Genomic DNA, 15,105 nt, shown 5'->3' with positions numbered 1-15,105 from the left:
GCGTGCGCCCGTCACAGCGGGATGTTCCCGTGCTTCTTGGGCGGCAGCGTCGCGCGCTTGCCACGGAGGGCCCGCAGCGCCTTGACGACCGAGACGCGCGTCGCGTGCGGCTGGATGATCCCGTCGAGCTCGCCGCGCTCGGCGGCGAGGTACGGGGACGCGACGTTGTACGTGTACTCGTTCGCGAGCTTCGCACGGACGGCCGCGACGTCCTCGCCGGACTCCTCGGCGCGCTTGATCTCGGCGCGGTACAGGATGTTGACGGCGCCCTGGCCACCCATCACGGCGATCTCGGCGGTCGGCCACGCGAGGTTGATGTCGGCACCGAGCTGCTTCGAGCCCATGACGATGTACGCGCCGCCGTACGCCTTGCGGGTGATGACGGTGACGAGCGGCACGGTGGCCTCGGCGTAGGCGTACAGGAGCTTGGCGCCCCGGCGGATGACACCGGTCCACTCCTGGTCGGTGCCGGGCAGGTAGCCGGGCACGTCGACGAGGGTGAGGATCGGGATGCCGAACGCGTCGCAGAAGCGGACGAAGCGCGCGGCCTTCTCGCCGGCGTCGATGTTCAGCGTGCCGGCCATCGCCTGCGGCTGGTTCGCGATGATGCCGACCGTGCGCCCCTCGACCCGACCGAAGCCGATGAGGATGTTCGGCGCGAAGAGCGGCTGGACCTCGAGGAACTCGCCGTCGTCGACGATGTGCTCGATGATCGTCGTCACGTCGTACGGCTGGTTCGTGGAGTCCGGGATGACGACGTCGAGTTCGCGGTCGGCGTCGGTCGTCTCGAGCTCGGGCGCGACGTCGTAGGCCGGCGCGTCGGACAGATTGTTGTCCGGCAGGAAGCCGATGAGCGAGCGGGCGTAGTCGAGCGCGTCGGACTCGTCCTCGGCGAGGTAGTGGGCGACGCCGGAGATCGCGTTGTGCGTCTGCGCGCCGCCGAGCTCCTCGAAGCCGACGTCCTCGCCGGTGACGGTCTTGATGACGTCGGGCCCGGTGACGAACATGTGGCTGGTCTTGTCGACCATGATCACGAAGTCGGTGAGGGCGGGGGAGTACACCGCACCGCCCGCTGCCGGGCCCATCACGATCGAGATCTGCGGGATGACGCCGGAGGCCTGGGTGTTCAGGCGGAAGATCTCGCCGTACTTGCCGAGGGCGACGACGCCTTCCTGGATGCGGGCGCCACCGGAGTCGAGGATGCCGATGATCGGCACGCCGGTCTTCAGCGCGTGCTCCATCACCTTGATGATCTTCTCGCCGGCGACCTCGCCGAGGGAGCCGCCGAAGACGGTGAAGTCCTGCGCGTACACGGCGACGTTGCGGCCGTGGATGGTGCCGAAGCCGGTGACGACCGCGTCGCCGTAGGGCCGCTTCGACTCCATGCCGAAGGCGTGGGTGCGGTGGCGGACGAACTCGTCGAGCTCCACGAAGGAGTTCTCGTCGAGCAGCTGCTCGATGCGTTCGCGCGCCGTGGTCTTGCCCTTGGCGTGCTGCTTCGCGATGGCGGCCTCGCCCGCGGCGGTCACTGCTTCGTGGTACCGCTCGCGGAGGTCGGCGAGCCGGCCGGCCGTCGTCGAGAGATCGGGGGTGTCTCCTGGGGTCACCCGCTCACCCTACCGGCGGCGACGGCGGGGTCGGTTGGAGGACCCCCACGGTTCCTGCCCGTAGATTTGCTGTATGTCCACACCTGCGTCGTCGACGTTCCCGCTGAGCCGAACCGTCGTCGAGGCCGCGGGCGCGGTGCTCACCGAGCCGGTGACGACCGGGTCGACGAACGCCGACCTGCTCGCCCTGGCGACGACGCAGCCGCACGGCAGCGTCGTGGCGACGCTCGACCAGACCGCGGGTCGCGGCCGCCTCGACCGGACCTGGTCGGCGCCCGCCGGCCAGACGCTCGCGGCGAGCGTGCTCGTCCGCGCGGACCTCGACGACCGCGACCGCGGGTGGCTGCCGCTCGTGGCCGGCGCCGCGATGCGCGACGCGATCGTCGCCGTGCTCCACGGTCCGGAGCGTGTCGCGGTGAAGTGGCCCAACGACGTCCAGATCGACGGCCGCAAGGTCTGCGGCATCCTCTGCCAGGTCGCCGCCGACGGCAGTGTCGTCGTCGGCGCCGGCGTGAACCTGACCATCCCCGCCGACCGGCTCCCGACGCCGACGGCGACCTCGCTCGCGGTCGCGGGCGCGACGGGCTCGGCACCGGACCTCGCCGACCGTGTGCTGTCCGCGTTCCTCCGCGCAGTCCAGGAGGCCGTGGTCGCCCTGGTCGCCGGCGGTGCGGCCGCGGACGGGGTCCGGACCCACGTCCGGTCGGCCTGCGGCACGATCGGGCAGCGGGTGCGCCTCGAGCTGCCGGACGGCACCACCTCGGAGGGGGACGCGACCGGCATCGACGACGACGGCCGGATCACGATCCGGGATCGAGCGGGCGTCTCCAGGGGCGTCGCCGTGGGGGACGTCACCCACCTGCGGTATGCATGACGGCATGACCGACGAGCCGCCGCCCGAACGCGTGGTCGCGCGGCTGCGTCCGCACGCTCGTCGGCTCGTGCGCCCCGCGGTGTTCGTGGTGCTCGTCATGCTCGCCGGCGGGTTCGGCTTCGGGGTGTTCCGGGCGCAGCTCGCCTGGCTGAACGCGGTCGTCGCCGGTCTCGTGGTGCTCCTCGTGTTCCTCGGCGGCGCGATGCCGCTGTTCCGCTGGATGTCGGAGCGCTACGTGGTGACCACCAGGCGCCTCGTCGTCGTGCACGGACTCGGCACGCGCACCCGGCGGGAGCTCCTGCACTCGCGGGGCTACGACGTGACGGTGCGTCGCCGCGGCATGCAGGGGGTGTTCCGGTCCGGCGACGTCCTCGTGTTCCCCGGTGACGAGCCGGCCCTGGTGCTCGGCGACGTGCCGCACGCGGACCTCGTCGTGGCGGTCCTGCACGACCTCGTCGAGGCGCACGAGGCCCGGCGACGGCACCGCGAACCCGACTGGGACGAGATCGTCGGCGGGGCGGATCGCCCGCGATGGGGCGACGTCAGACCCTGACGATGTCTCGACAGCGGGCGGTGCGGACGAGAACTGCGCCGAGGTTCCGGTACCGTCTTCCCGTGCGTATCTCTGTCATCGGCTGCGGTTACCTCGGTGCCGTGCACGCCGCCTCCATGGCCAAGCTCGGGCACGAAGTCGTCGCAGTCGACGTCGACCCGGTCAAGATCGAGCGGCTCGCCGCGGGTGAGGCTCCCTTCTTCGAGCCCGGTCTCCCCGAGATCCTGAGCGATGCGCTGGCCTCCGGCCGCATCCGCTTCACCACCGACATGGCCGAGGTCGCCGGTGCGCGCGTGCACTTCCTCGCCGTCGGCACGCCGCAGGGGCCGACCGGCGCCGCGGACCTCACCTACGTCGACGCCGCCGTCGCCGCGCTCACCCCGCACCTCGCCGCCGGCGAGTTCGTCGTCGGCAAGTCGACGGTCCCCGTCGGCACGGCCGCGCGCCTCGCCGCCGAGGTGTCCGAGGCGGTCCCCGGTGCGACGCTCGTCTGGAACCCCGAGTTCCTCCGCGAGGGCTTCGCGGTGCAGGACACGATCAGCCCGGACCGGTTCGTCTACGGCGTGCCCGACGGCGACGCCGGACAGGCCGCCGTCGAGGCCCTCGACGAGGTCTACGCCGAGGCCCTGGCGAGCGGTACGCCCCGGCTCGTGGTCAACCTGCCCACGGCCGAGCTCGTGAAGATCAGCGCGAACGCGTTCCTCGCGACGAAGATCTCGTTCATCAACTCGATGGCCGAGATCGCCGAGGTCGCCGGTGCCGACGTCACGGCGCTCGCCGACGCGATCGGCCACGACGCCCGCATCGGCCGAAAGTTCCTCAACGCCGGCCTCGGCTTCGGCGGCGGCTGCCTTCCGAAGGACATCCGGGCGTTCCAGGCGCGGGCGGACGAGCTCGGCGTCGGGGAGTCCCTGGCGTTCCTGGCCGACGTCGACGCCACGAACCTCCGTCGCCGCGCGCACGTCGTCGAGCTCGCGCAGGAGCTCCTCGGCGGGGCCGTCGCGGGCAAGCGCGTCGCCGTGCTCGGCCTGGCCTTCAAGCCGAACTCCGACGACGTCCGTGACTCGCCGGCGCTCGACATCGCCGCCCGGCTGCTGGGTCTCGGCGCCTCGGTCGCCGCGTACGACCCGGAAGCCGTCGTCACGGCGCGCCGCGTGCACCCCGAGCTCGACTACACCGAGAGCGCGACCGATGCCCTGCGTGACGCCGACCTCGTGCTGGTCCTCACCGAGTGGACCGAGTTCCGCGAGCTCGACCCGGCCGTGGCCGCCTCGCTCGTGGCGACGCCCGTCGTGATCGACGGGCGCAACTGCCTCGACCGCGACGCCTGGACGGCTGCCGGCTTCACCTACCGCGGCATGGGCCGCTGAACACCGCGCAGGGGAGCAGCATGACGATCGACGACGCCGTGACGACCGAGGAGCCGGTCGTCGACGCTCCCGTGGAGCACCGACGCCGCTTCGGGGCCTTCCACGAGGGACGGCGCCCGTCGCGGGTGTCCCTGCTCGCGAACGGTGCGCTGCTCCTCGTCGCCTCGCTGCTCGTCGCCGTGATCGCGTTCCGCACGCGGCTCGAGATGACGAACATCGACGGCATCTCGTACATGTCGATCGCGAAGCAGTACGCCGAGTGGCACTGGGCGGACGCCGTGAACGGCTACTGGTCGCCGATGGTGTCCTGGCTGATGGCGCCCTTCATCGCCGTCGGTGTCGGGCAGACCACGGCCTTCGCGATCGTGAACACGCTGTCCTGCGTCGCCGTGATGGCGATGGGGGCGTGGCTGCTGCTCCGGACGACCGGCAACGGCTGGACCGCTGCGTGGTCGATCGCCGCGACGGCCCCGCTCCTGATGGCGAACGTCAGCCTGCAGACCCCGGACACCCTCGTGCTCGTGTGGTGCCTCGGGTTCCTCTGGGCCCTGCTCGCTGCCGACCGCGCCTGGCACGGCTCGGTGCGACGGATCGTGCTCACCGCGGTGCTGCTCGGCGCCGTGTGCGCGTTCGGGTACTTCACGAAGGCGTTCCTCGTCCCGGTGTTCCTCGTGGTGGTGCCGGTGTGGGCGGTCGTCCGCTGGTTCCAGGACCGTCCCGAGGCCCGCGAGCGCCGGTCCGTCCTGCTGCCCGTCGTGGCCCTCGTCGCCGTGGTCCTCGTCTCCGCGCCGTGGGTCATCGCCCTGTCGGTGAAGTTCGGCGGCATCGAGGTCGGCTCGTCGCTGACCGTGAACGTCTCCGGCAAGTTCAGCGACACGTCGAGCACCGACGGCGACGAGTACCGCATCGCGACGCCGCCGAACGCCCGTGCGGTGTCGCCGAACGAGGACCGCACGCCGTCGATCTACGACGCCGGGATCCTCGAGGCCGAGCGCACGCTTCCCGCGGTGCCGCAGCCGGGCGCCGAGGCCGCTCCGGCCGAGAGCCACACCACGACCCTCGTCGGCAAGGTGCGGTACTACGTCGAGCAGCGACTCGAGGCATTGCCGTACTACTTCAACCGCATCGGGTCGTTCGCGCCGTTCGCGCTCGCGATCGGCGTCGTCTTCGTCGGCGCGGTCGTGGCGGGCGTCGTGCACTACCGCCGGTTCGTCTTCGCGAGCATCGTCGGCATCTTCTCCGGGGTGTACCTGCTCGGGTACGCGGGCATCGCGACGGTGGACACGCAGGGCGGCAACGCGCGCTACTACCTCCCGCTCTTCATCGGGTCGGTCCTGATCGCCGGTGCGCTCCTGCCCGCGTTCTGGCGGGCGGCTCGTCGGGGACGTCGTGTGCGGCAGGTCGTCGCCGTGGCCGCGTGCGCCGTCCTGGTCGTCGCCGCGTACAGCCAGAACGTCAACGGCGTGAAGGCGCCCTTCTCGACGATGGGCACGCGCCCGTCGGGCATCCCCGTCGGGCAGGTGTTCGGCGGGGTCATCACGCCGGACGAACCGCTCCCGGACCTGCTGCTGGCCAACCACACGCTGCCCGCCGGCAGCACGATCCTCGGGACGAACACCCGGGACGCCACGCTCGTCGCGTTCCGCACCGGCACGCAGATGTACGGCGAACCGGGCCAGGAGTACGACTACCAGGACCCGTCGTTCGTCGCACTGCTCAAGAAGTCGGGCGTGCAGTACTTCCTGAACTACACGAACGCCCTCATCCCGAAGGACCGGGACTACTCGGCGATCGGCACGCTCGAGGACAGCTTCACCGTCCAGCAGACGTGCCAGGACATCCGGTCCGCGCCGGTCCAGGCCTGCCGGGTCGACGTCGTCAAGGTGTCGGGGAACTGACCTCGGTCGGCGTGCTGCGGGTCGGGGCGAACCACACCCGCAGCACGCCGCCGGTCAGCCCGACCGCGACGAGCAGCGCGACGACCGCGACCACGGCGAACGGCACCGGGCCCCACGACTCGTAGCGGGCGATGCTCGCGGCCGAGAGCGGTCCGGTCGCGGCGTTCCAGAACCACCCGGCGGCGACCGCGAGGCCCCAGAGCCCGATGGCCGGGAGCGCCACGGCCAGCACCCGGGGCAGCACGGCCGTCCCGCGTCCGGGCAGGGGCAGTCGCCGCCACGCCACGGCGCTCAGCACGACGAGGCAGAGCAGCGCCGGGAACAGGTAGCGGCCCTGCGTGCCCGCGACCTCGGTCGTGTCGAGGTAGGCCTTCGCGCTGCTCGCGGTCTGCAGGAGCAGCAGGAGCGCCGGGAACACCGCGAGGGTCCACGCGGTGCGCCGGGTCCGGCCACGGCGGAACGCCCAGCCGACGAGCACGAGGAGCGCGACGAGCGTCAGGACCGCTGTGAGGAGGTCGCCGATGCTCACCTGCGCGCGCTGCCCCGGGGAACCCCAGAAGGTCCGGGCGAGGGTGCCCCAGCTGACGTCGAGGAAGTGCCACACCGAGGGGCCCTGGCCGTCGGGGAACGGGCGGTCCGGACGGATCGCGGCGTAGCCGTCCGGCTGCAGGGTCCGGAACCGCCAGAGGTTGCGCAGCCACCACCAGGCGCCGATCACCGCGGCGACGCCGAGGGCGACGGCGGCGCGGAGGACGCGACGGCGGAACGGGACGACACCCGCACCGGCGACGAGGGTCACGACCGCGACGAACGGCACCGCCGGCAGCCCCGTGCCCTTCGTCCAGACGAGCAGTCCGAGCGCGACCCCGAGCCCGACGAGCGTCCGGCGCCGCAGGTCCCCGGTGAGGAGCCGCGTCGCGAGCCACACCACGACGCCGCCGAGCAGGAACGTCAGGGCGTCGTTCGTCACGGAGGCCCCGATCGACGCCAGCTGCGGCGTCGCGAACAGCGCGAGTGCGCCCATCAGGCCCGCCCTCGGCGACCGGGTGACCCGCCGGACCGATGCCCACGCGAGGAGCGCGAGCGGGGTCACGAGCAGCGCGTCCACCAGCCGGAGCGCCACGAGGGCGTGGTCCCAGCGGAGCGAGCCGTAGTGCAGCACGCGGAGCACGACGGCGTCCACCACGTAGGCCGTCGGCGGGTGCTGCGTCATCTGGTCCACCGTCGTGGAGTCGCCGGGGTGCGCCGCGAGCAGCTCGCTCACGGTCGACCACGTCGAGGAGTCGCCGGCGACCTGTTCGCGTTGCGCGGCCTGCACGGCGTTCGACACGTGCAACGTCCCCGGTGCCGGCCAACCGGACCCGGTGGCGACGTGCACGGCGGCGTCGAGGTGTGCGGGCTCGTCCGGCGCCTGGAACGCCGGCACGACGATCGCCCAGAGCACCAACCAGAGCCCGAACACCGCCGTCAGGACGGCGACCCACAGCCCCTCGCTCCGCGAGACGACGGGGTGCGGTTCGGACTGCATCGAGCGGACTCCCGGGGTCGGCGACGCCACCCGTGTCGGTGGCGCGTCGAGCCTACTGGCCCACGACCTCGGAACCGGTGGTGGAGCCCGTCGTCTCGGCGGCGGGGACGGCCCGGTCGTGTCCGCGCTCGGGGTGGTACACCCACACCTTGTAGAGCCAGAAGCGGAACACCGTGCCGAGCACGAGTCCGATCACGTTGCCCGAGATGTTGTCCGCCAACGCCGAGGTCAGCCCGAGCACGTAGTGCGAGATGCCCAGGCAGCCGAGTGAGATGACCATGCCGCCGAGCGACACGACGACGAACTCGATGCCCTCACGCGTGGCCACCGCCCGCCGCTGCTCGCGGAAGGTCCAGTAGCGGTTGCCCATCCAGTTGACGAAGATGGCCACGATCGTCGAGACGACCTTCGCCCAGAACGGCCCGGAGTGCACCTCGTCCGGACTGAGCACCGTCGCCCGCAGCACGTTGAAGATGCCGGTGTCGACGACGAACCCCACCGCGCCGACGACGCCGAAGCGTGCCAGTTGGGCCACCAGTCGCCGCACGGTCTCTCCCGGGTCCGTAGAGTTGTCGCTGGTCGTGCTCACGAGGGCCGACCCGCAGGTCGCACAGGACGGCGACCCGAACAGCGATTCTAGACAGCGCGTTCTCGCCGGACGGTGTGAACGACGGAAGGAACACACAGCATGGCGTTGCGCGTCGGGGTCATCGGTGGGGGACAGCTGGCACGGATGATGGTGCCGGCCGCGGTCGAGCTCGGTCTCGACATCCGGGTGCTGGCCGAGGGCCCGGGCATGTCGGCGGCCATCGCGGCCACCGCCGAGGGGGACTACCACGACGCCGCGACCGTGCTCGCCTTCGCGCGGGACGTCGACGTCGTCACCTTCGACCACGAGCACGTGCCGCAGGACGTCCTCCGTGCCCTCGTCGACGCCGGCGTCGCCGTGCACCCCGGCCCGGAGCCGCTCGCCGTCGCGCAGGACAAGATCACCATGCGCACGCGCCTGTCCGAGCTCGGGCTGCCGGTGCCGGACTGGGCCGCCGTGCACGACCCCGACGAGCTGCAGGCGTTCCTCGACGACCACGGTGGACGTGCCGTCGTGAAGACCGCCCGTGGCGGGTACGACGGCAAGGGCGTCCGAGTGGTCACCGACCCGGCCGACGTCGCCGACTGGTTCATCGCCGTCGCCGAGGCAGGCGGCCAGCAGGCGCTGCTCGTCGAGGAACTCGTGCCGTTCACCCGGGAGCTCGCGCAGTCCGTCGCCCGACGCCCCTCCGGCGAGGTCGTCGCCTGGCCGCTCGTCGAGACCGTGCAGCGCGACGGCGTCTGCGCCGAGGTCTTCGCCCCCGCCCCCGACAGCGCCGGACGCATCGCCGACATGGCCGAGGACATCGCCGTGCGGATCGCGACGGAGCTCGGCGTCACAGGTGTGCTCGCGGTGGAGCTGTTCCAGACCGACGACGAGCGCATCCTCATCAACGAGCTCGCCATGCGCCCGCACAACACCGGTCACTGGACGATCGACGGCGCCACGACGAGCCAGTTCGAGCAGCACCTGCGTGCCGTGCTCGACCTGCCGCTCGGTGCCACCGGGTCGTTCGCCCCGGCCGCGGTCATGATCAACGTGCTCGGCGGTCCGGCGGACGGCGACCTCGCGGCGCGGTACCCGGGTGCGCTCGAGGCCTTCCCCGAGGCCAAGTACCACTTCTACGGCAAGGCTCCCCGGCCGGGTCGCAAGATCGGGCACGTGACCGTCATCGGCGACGACCTCGACGACGTCACGTACCGCGCCCGGTCCGCAGCGGCCCACTTCGACGACTGAGGCCGCGGTCCGCTCGGACGGTCCGCAGAAGGGCGGACACCCGGTCGGGTGGCACCCGATCTGGCGTGTGTACCCCCGCGCGTGCGCGTGCTCCCATGGACGGGTCAGGGATCCACCGTCCACAGGGAGTACGTCATGCGCCGCGCCAGTGTGTTCGCCACCACGGGAGCGGTGAGCGCCTTCGTGGCGCTCGCCGCGGGAGCGCTCACGCCGACCACCGCCGTCGCGGCGACGAGCGCCGCCACGATCCGTGCGGCCGCTGCGTCGTCCCTCTACGCCTCCGGTCCCTACCGTTCCGACACGAGCGAGGCGGCGAAGCAGGCGACCGCCCTCGCGACGAGCGACCCGAGCGGCGCGGCCGCGGCGAAGACCATCGCGCAGTACCCGGTCGCGATCTGGCTCGGGGACTGGACGCAGGGGGCGACCCTGACGCGGACGATCGACGCCGCGATCGCGGGTGCCGAGCGCACCGGCACGACCGCGGTCTTCGTGACGTACGCGATCCCGCAGCGTGACTGCGGCGGGTACTCCGCCGGCGGCTTCGACGAGGCGACCTACGACGCGTGGGTCGACCAGATCGTCGCCCGGGTCGCCGGGCACCGGGCGGCCGTGATCGTCGAGCCGGACTCCCTCGCGATGCTCAGCAACAGCGCGTGCAGCGAGACCCTCGACGCCCAGCGGTACCGCATCCTCGCCCGCGAGGTCGCTGCCTTCACGGCGGCGGGCGTGCCGGCCTACCTCGACGCGGGGAACTCGAACTGGGTCCCGCCGGCGGTGATGGCGTCCCGGCTGAACAGCGCCGGGGTCCAGCGCGCGCGGGGCTTCTTCACGAACGTCGCGAACTACTACCCGACCGCGCAGGAGCAGGCCTACGCCGAGAAGGTCTCCGCGGCGACGGGCGGGTCCCACTACGTGATCGACACCTCCCGGAACGGCCAGGGCTGGCGCGGCACCTGGTGCAACGGTCCGGGCTCCGGGCTCGGCACCTCGCCGCGGGTGGTGTCGGACGGTTCGGCCCTCGACGCGCTGCTGTGGGTGAAGACCCCCGGTGCGAGCGACGGCACGTGCAACGGCGGGCCGGCGGCGGGGAAGTGGTGGTCCGCGTTCGCGAAGTCCCTCGTGGCGAACGCGCGACTCGGGACGCCGGTCGCCACGGCCGCTCCCGCCCGGAAGGCCCCGTCCGTCGCCCCGACGGCACACCGGGACTCGGTCGCGTCCACGGCGAAGCGGCGCGTCACGGTGTCGGGATGGACGTTCGACCGCGACGACCTCACGAAGCCGGTCACCGTGCGCGTCACGGTCGGCGGGAAGGTGGTGGGGACCGCCACGGCGGACGCCTCGCGGCCGGACGTCGACCGGGTGCACCGGGCCGGGCGGAACCACGGGTTCCGGGCGACCGTGGCGGTGTCGAGCGGGAAGCGGAGCGTGTGCCTGACGGCGGTCGGGATCGGCCGGGGCGGGGACACCTCGATGGGGTGCACGACCGTCACGGTCCGCTGACGCCACCGGATCGCGGGAGGATGGGCGCATGCCGCGTGATCTCGTCCGCCGTGCCGCCCGTCGACTCCGTCGCTCCCTGACCGGGGCGGGGTCGGCCCCGGTCACGGAACCCGTGCGACTGCCGGTCCTCGGCTACGTCGTGGCCGGGGGCGGTGGGGCGCACCCCGCCTCGGCCCACGTGCGGGTCGTCCGTCGCACCGAGCACGTCGCGCGCACCGGTGCGGCCGAGGTCCGGCAGGTCGACCCCGCCGCGTTCGTCGACGGGACCGACACGACCGACTACCGGGCCGTCCTCGTGCAGCGGGACGCCCTGCCGCGGGACCTCGTGGCACCCTTCCTGGCCGCTGCCGCCGAGCGGGGGACCCGGACCGCCGCCGAGGTCGACGACGACTTCTTCACGGACTCCGGCCGCGACCGTCTGGCCCGGGCCGAGTACGACCCGGACCGGCTGGCCTCGATCGACGCCCTCGTGCGCGGCGCCGACCTCGTGGTCGTCAGCACCGAGGAGCTCGCAGCGCTCGTGCGGCCGCTCGCGCACCGGGTCGTGGTGGTCCGGAACGCCCTGGACCCGACGATCTGGACCCCGGGCGAGCCGGCCGCCGACGACGTTCGCCCCGCCGACGAGCACCGGGTGCTCTACATGGGGACGCTCACGCACGGCGCCGACCTCGAGCTGCTCCGGGACGTCTTCACGGACCTGACCGCACCCGACGGCACGCCGATCCGCCTCGAGGTGATCGGCGTGACCGAGGACGCCGACGATCCCGGCTGGTACCGCCGCGTCGAGGTGCCGGACGGCCACTACCCGGCGTTCGCCCGCTGGCTCGTCGACCACCGGCAGCGCTGGCGCGCAGGCGTCGCTCCGCTGCGGGACGAGGAGTTCAACCGGGCGAAGAGCGACCTCAAGGCGCTCGAGTACACCGCGCTCGGGCTCCCCGCGGTCGTCTCCGACCGGCCGTCCTACCGGGATGCGCGCGGGCACGGCGTCGTGGCCGTGCCGGACGACGTCGGTGCCTGGCGCGACGCGGTCCGGAGCGCCGTCGCCTCCGGGTCCGCCGACGCCGTAGCCGCCCGCTGGGTCCGCGACGAACGGACGATCGGCGACGACGGGGACGCCTGGCGGTCCGCTCTGCTCGACTAGGCTCGTCGCGTGACCGACACCGCAGCCCCCGTCCAGCCGCTCGTCTCGATCATCATGGGGTCGGACTCCGACTGGCCGACGATGCGCGCCGCGGCGGACATGCTGACCGAACTCGGCATCCCGTTCGAGGCCGACGTCGTGTCCGCCCACCGCACCCCCGACAAGATGACGCGGTTCGCCCGCGGCGCCGCTGCCCGGGGCATCCGCGTGGTCATCGCCGGCGCCGGTGGGGCGGCGCACCTGCCGGGCATGGTGGCCTCGATGACGACGCTCCCGGTGATCGGCGTGCCCGTGCAGCTCGCGCGCCTCGACGGACTCGACTCGCTGCTGTCCATCGTGCAGATGCCCGCCGGCATCCCGGTGGCGACGATGGCGATCAACGGAGCGGCGAACGCCGGGCTCCTCGCCGCGCGCATCATCGGCTCGGCCGACCCCGCGATCGCGGCGCGCCTCGGCGAGTACGCCGAGGGGCTCGAGCAGCTCGTCGAGGAGAAGGCGCAGCGCCTGCGCGACTCGCTCTAGCCGGCGGCACCCCGGCAGCAGGGACCGACCGCTAGAGGTCGGCGTGCAGCTGCCAGGTCTCGGCAGCCGAGTCCTTCCAGTCGTACATGCGCGCCCGGTCCGGACCCGCGACGGCCAGCTGCCCGGCGAGCAGCGGGTCGTTGACGACCTGGTAGACCGCCTGCGCCAGTCGTTCGGGGTAGGAGTCGCGGGGATCGCGGGCGACCGTCACACCGGCGTCCGAGGCGACCTCGCGCACGGCGTCGTCGTCCGAGTGCACGACCGGCGTGCCGAAGCTCATCGCCTCGATCACGGGGAGCCCGAACCCCTCGGCGAGGCTCGGGAACACGAACACCGTCGCCCGGTCGTACGCCACGGCGAGGTCCTGGTCGACGATCCGGCCGAGCACCTTCACGCGGTCGCGGGACAACCCTGCGCGCTCCGCGGTGCCGTACACGTCGACGTCGCCCCAGCCGTCCGGGCCGGCGATCACGAGCGGGACGTCGGCGGGGGCGTCCGGGTGTGCCATCGCCTCGATCAGGTACTGCAGGCCCTTCCGGGGTTCGAGCGTGCCGACCGCGAGCACGTAGCGCTCCGGCAGGCCGAGCCGCTCGGCACGGAGGTCGGCGTCGACGGGGGTCCGCAGCCGCCCGCTCGGCGCCCCGCCGATGACCCGGAGCCGTTCGTCGAAGCGGTGGATGCCGTTCAGCGTCGCCGCGACCGCGTGGGTCGGCACGACGACGGCGTCGGCGTGCTTCCACGCACGCTTCACCATCGCCCGGTGGAAGTGGACGCCGCGGGGTGTGAGGGTCTCGGGGTGGGTCCACGGCACGGTGTCGTGCACGGTGACCACCGTCTGCCGGCCCGGATCGCTGAACCGGTCGTGCTTGACGAGGGGCGCGAGCACGCTCGGTGAGTGCACCATGCCGCGTCCGACGCCGCCGACGAAGCCGCCCTGCCACGCGAGCGAGAGCTCACGGCGGGGGAGCGCCAGGCGGTCCAGGTCGCCGAGACCGGGGAGCAGCGTGCGGATGTGCGCGAGCTCGTCCTTGCCGACCGCCGAGACGATGCCGGCGACGTCGGCACCGTCCGGGGCACCCGCGATGAGGTGCCGTGTCAGTTCTTCGGCGTACCGACCGATGCCGCCGGGGACGGGGGCGACGATCTGGTCCACGACGACGTGGAGTGTTGTCATGCGGTGCGCCTCCTCGTGGTGCTGTGGTGCGCACTGCGCGGCCGGAAGCCGACCATATCAGTCCGCGCGGGGAGGGACCGGGGCGCCGGAGCGAGGTGTGGCGGCGGCGGTCACGCGGCGGTGCCGGGCGGCGAGGGCGGCCCCGACGCCGGCGAGCACGACGTCGCCGATCGTCATGAACACCCGGCTGATGACGGCGAGCGCGAGCGGGGCGGAACCCCCGGCGACGCTGCCGAGCAGGAGCACGAGGATGCCCTCGCGGGGGCCGATGCCGGCGGGGGCGATGACCACGATGAAGCCGACGAGCCAGGCGACGGCGTACGCACCCACGGCCACCGGGAACAGGGTCGGGGAGTCGGCGCCGAAGACCCGGAGCACGACCGTGGCCTGCACGCCGTACGCGATCCACATGACGAGCGACCAGACGAGCGACATGACCGTGCCGGACCAGGTCAGCGTGGTGTCCTGCGGCGGGCGGCGGAGCACCCGGAAGGCGATCGCGATGAGCCGACCGAGCACGGGCGGGGTGAGGCACACCAGGCCGACGACGATCACCGGGATGAGCCACCAGAAGGTCGCGAACCCGGTCGACGAGGCGAGCAGGACGGCGACGATCCCGACGACCGCGGCCGTGACCATGCTGACGAGCATCGAGGCCAGCGCTGCGACCGCGCTGCCGGTGCGCTGCAGTCCGTGCGCACGCCCGAGCTCGGCCTGGGCGGCGATCGACCACACACCGCCGGGGATGTACTTGCCGAGCTGCCCGACGAAGAAGATCGAGGACGCCGCGGCCAGGCGCACCCGGTACCCGCTGGCGGCCATCATCGCGCGCCAGGACAGCATGTTCGCGACGAGGGCGACGATGGTGAAGACGATGCCGACGACCACCGTGAGGGCGTCGAGCCGCACGAAGTCACGGGCGATGTCGTCCCACTGCTTCGCGATGCTCCACACCAGGAACACGACGGCCACGACCGCTGCAGCCCACTTCACGACGGTCAGCACGCGAGCGCGCCGACCGGTCGTCGGCACCGCGCCCGTGGCGACGTCGGAGGAGGTGTCGAGCGGGTCCGGTGACCCTGCGGCCGACCCCGTAGGCTGTTGTGCGTCCAT

13 protein-coding genes are annotated in these 15,105 nt (G+C 72.7%); 8 read left to right on the top strand and 5 right to left on the bottom strand.

The window, feature by feature from the left end; all coding sequences use genetic code 11:
• Positions 1 to 11 precede the first annotated feature (11 nt).
• Positions 12 to 1,607 carry an acyl-CoA carboxylase subunit beta gene (locus QE359_RS16180; RefSeq protein WP_070418456.1) on the bottom strand — a complete coding sequence of 532 codons (1,596 nt, stop codon included), beginning with the start codon at positions 1,605 to 1,607 and terminating at the stop codon, positions 12 to 14.
• 73 nt (positions 1,608 to 1,680) lie between these two features.
• Between QE359_RS16180 and QE359_RS16175 the strand changes: the two genes are divergently transcribed.
• The 4 genes from QE359_RS16175 to QE359_RS16160 all read left to right on the top strand — a co-directional run bounded on the left by QE359_RS16175 (position 1,681) and on the right by QE359_RS16160 (position 6,302).
• Entirely contained in the window at positions 1,681 to 2,481 is an 801-nt protein-coding gene (locus QE359_RS16175) for a biotin--[acetyl-CoA-carboxylase] ligase (protein WP_309779948.1), read from the top strand.
• A gap of 4 nt (positions 2,482 to 2,485) precedes the next feature.
• On the top strand, positions 2,486 to 3,034 hold the full coding sequence (locus QE359_RS16170) for a PH domain-containing protein (protein ID WP_309779947.1): 549 nt from the start codon (positions 2,486 to 2,488) through the stop codon (positions 3,032 to 3,034).
• Between the two features lie 62 nt (positions 3,035 to 3,096).
• Positions 3,097 to 4,404, top strand: a complete 1,308-nt coding sequence (locus tag QE359_RS16165; RefSeq protein ID WP_309779946.1) for a UDP-glucose/GDP-mannose dehydrogenase family protein — start codon at positions 3,097 to 3,099, stop codon at positions 4,402 to 4,404.
• Between the two features lie 20 nt (positions 4,405 to 4,424).
• A complete protein-coding gene (locus QE359_RS16160) occupies positions 4,425 to 6,302 on the top strand; it encodes a hypothetical protein (protein ID WP_309779945.1) in 1,878 nt (625 codons plus the stop codon).
• Here QE359_RS16160 and QE359_RS16155 read toward each other — a convergent pair.
• Positions 6,283 to 7,830: a DUF2142 domain-containing protein gene (locus QE359_RS16155; RefSeq protein WP_309779944.1), complete on the bottom strand. Its 1,548-nt coding sequence runs from the start codon at positions 7,828 to 7,830 to the stop codon at positions 6,283 to 6,285. The two genes, QE359_RS16160 and QE359_RS16155, sit on opposite strands and share 20 nt — an antisense overlap.
• 52 nt (positions 7,831 to 7,882) lie before the next feature.
• The gene (locus tag QE359_RS16150; protein ID WP_309779943.1) at positions 7,883 to 8,365 is read right to left on the bottom strand and encodes a GtrA family protein; all 483 of its coding nucleotides are present in this window, start codon (positions 8,363 to 8,365) and stop codon (positions 7,883 to 7,885) included.
• 153 nt (positions 8,366 to 8,518) lie between these two features.
• Here QE359_RS16150 and QE359_RS16145 point away from each other — a divergent pair, with 153 nt between their 5' ends.
• The 4 genes from QE359_RS16145 (at position 8,519) to purE (ending at position 12,818) form a co-directional block, all read left to right on the top strand.
• Positions 8,519 to 9,655 carry a 5-(carboxyamino)imidazole ribonucleotide synthase gene (locus tag QE359_RS16145; protein WP_092386483.1) on the top strand — a complete coding sequence of 379 codons (1,137 nt, stop codon included), beginning with the start codon at positions 8,519 to 8,521 and terminating at the stop codon, positions 9,653 to 9,655.
• 135 nt (positions 9,656 to 9,790) lie between these two features.
• Entirely contained in the window at positions 9,791 to 11,155 is a 1,365-nt protein-coding gene (locus QE359_RS16140) for a glycoside hydrolase family 6 protein (RefSeq protein WP_309779942.1), read from the top strand.
• Positions 11,156 to 11,183: 28 nt separating this feature from the next.
• Complete coding sequence (locus QE359_RS16135) at positions 11,184 to 12,296, top strand: hypothetical protein (RefSeq protein WP_309779941.1); 1,113 nt, start codon at positions 11,184 to 11,186, stop codon at positions 12,294 to 12,296.
• Between the two features lie 9 nt (positions 12,297 to 12,305).
• A complete protein-coding gene (gene purE / locus QE359_RS16130) occupies positions 12,306 to 12,818 on the top strand; it encodes a 5-(carboxyamino)imidazole ribonucleotide mutase (protein WP_071295772.1) in 513 nt (170 codons plus the stop codon).
• A 31-nt stretch (positions 12,819 to 12,849) separates the two neighbouring features.
• On the opposite strand, the gene QE359_RS16125 is transcribed toward purE, so the two are convergent.
• Together QE359_RS16125 and QE359_RS16120 are read right to left on the bottom strand one after the other, a co-directional pair.
• On the bottom strand, positions 12,850 to 13,992 hold the full coding sequence (locus QE359_RS16125; RefSeq protein ID WP_309779940.1) for a glycosyltransferase family 1 protein: 1,143 nt from the start codon (positions 13,990 to 13,992) through the stop codon (positions 12,850 to 12,852).
• 57 nt (positions 13,993 to 14,049) lie between these two features.
• Positions 14,050 to 15,105 carry a YbhN family protein gene (locus QE359_RS16120; RefSeq protein WP_083295289.1) on the bottom strand — a complete coding sequence of 352 codons (1,056 nt, stop codon included), beginning with the start codon at positions 15,103 to 15,105 and terminating at the stop codon, positions 14,050 to 14,052.

It is taken from the genome of Curtobacterium sp. SORGH_AS_0776, from assembly GCF_031453355.1.
Classification (GTDB): Bacteria; Actinomycetota; Actinomycetes; order Actinomycetales; family Microbacteriaceae; genus Curtobacterium.
The sequence above is the reverse complement of the archived record's forward strand: the minus strand, read 5'-3'. Positions and strand labels throughout refer to the sequence as shown.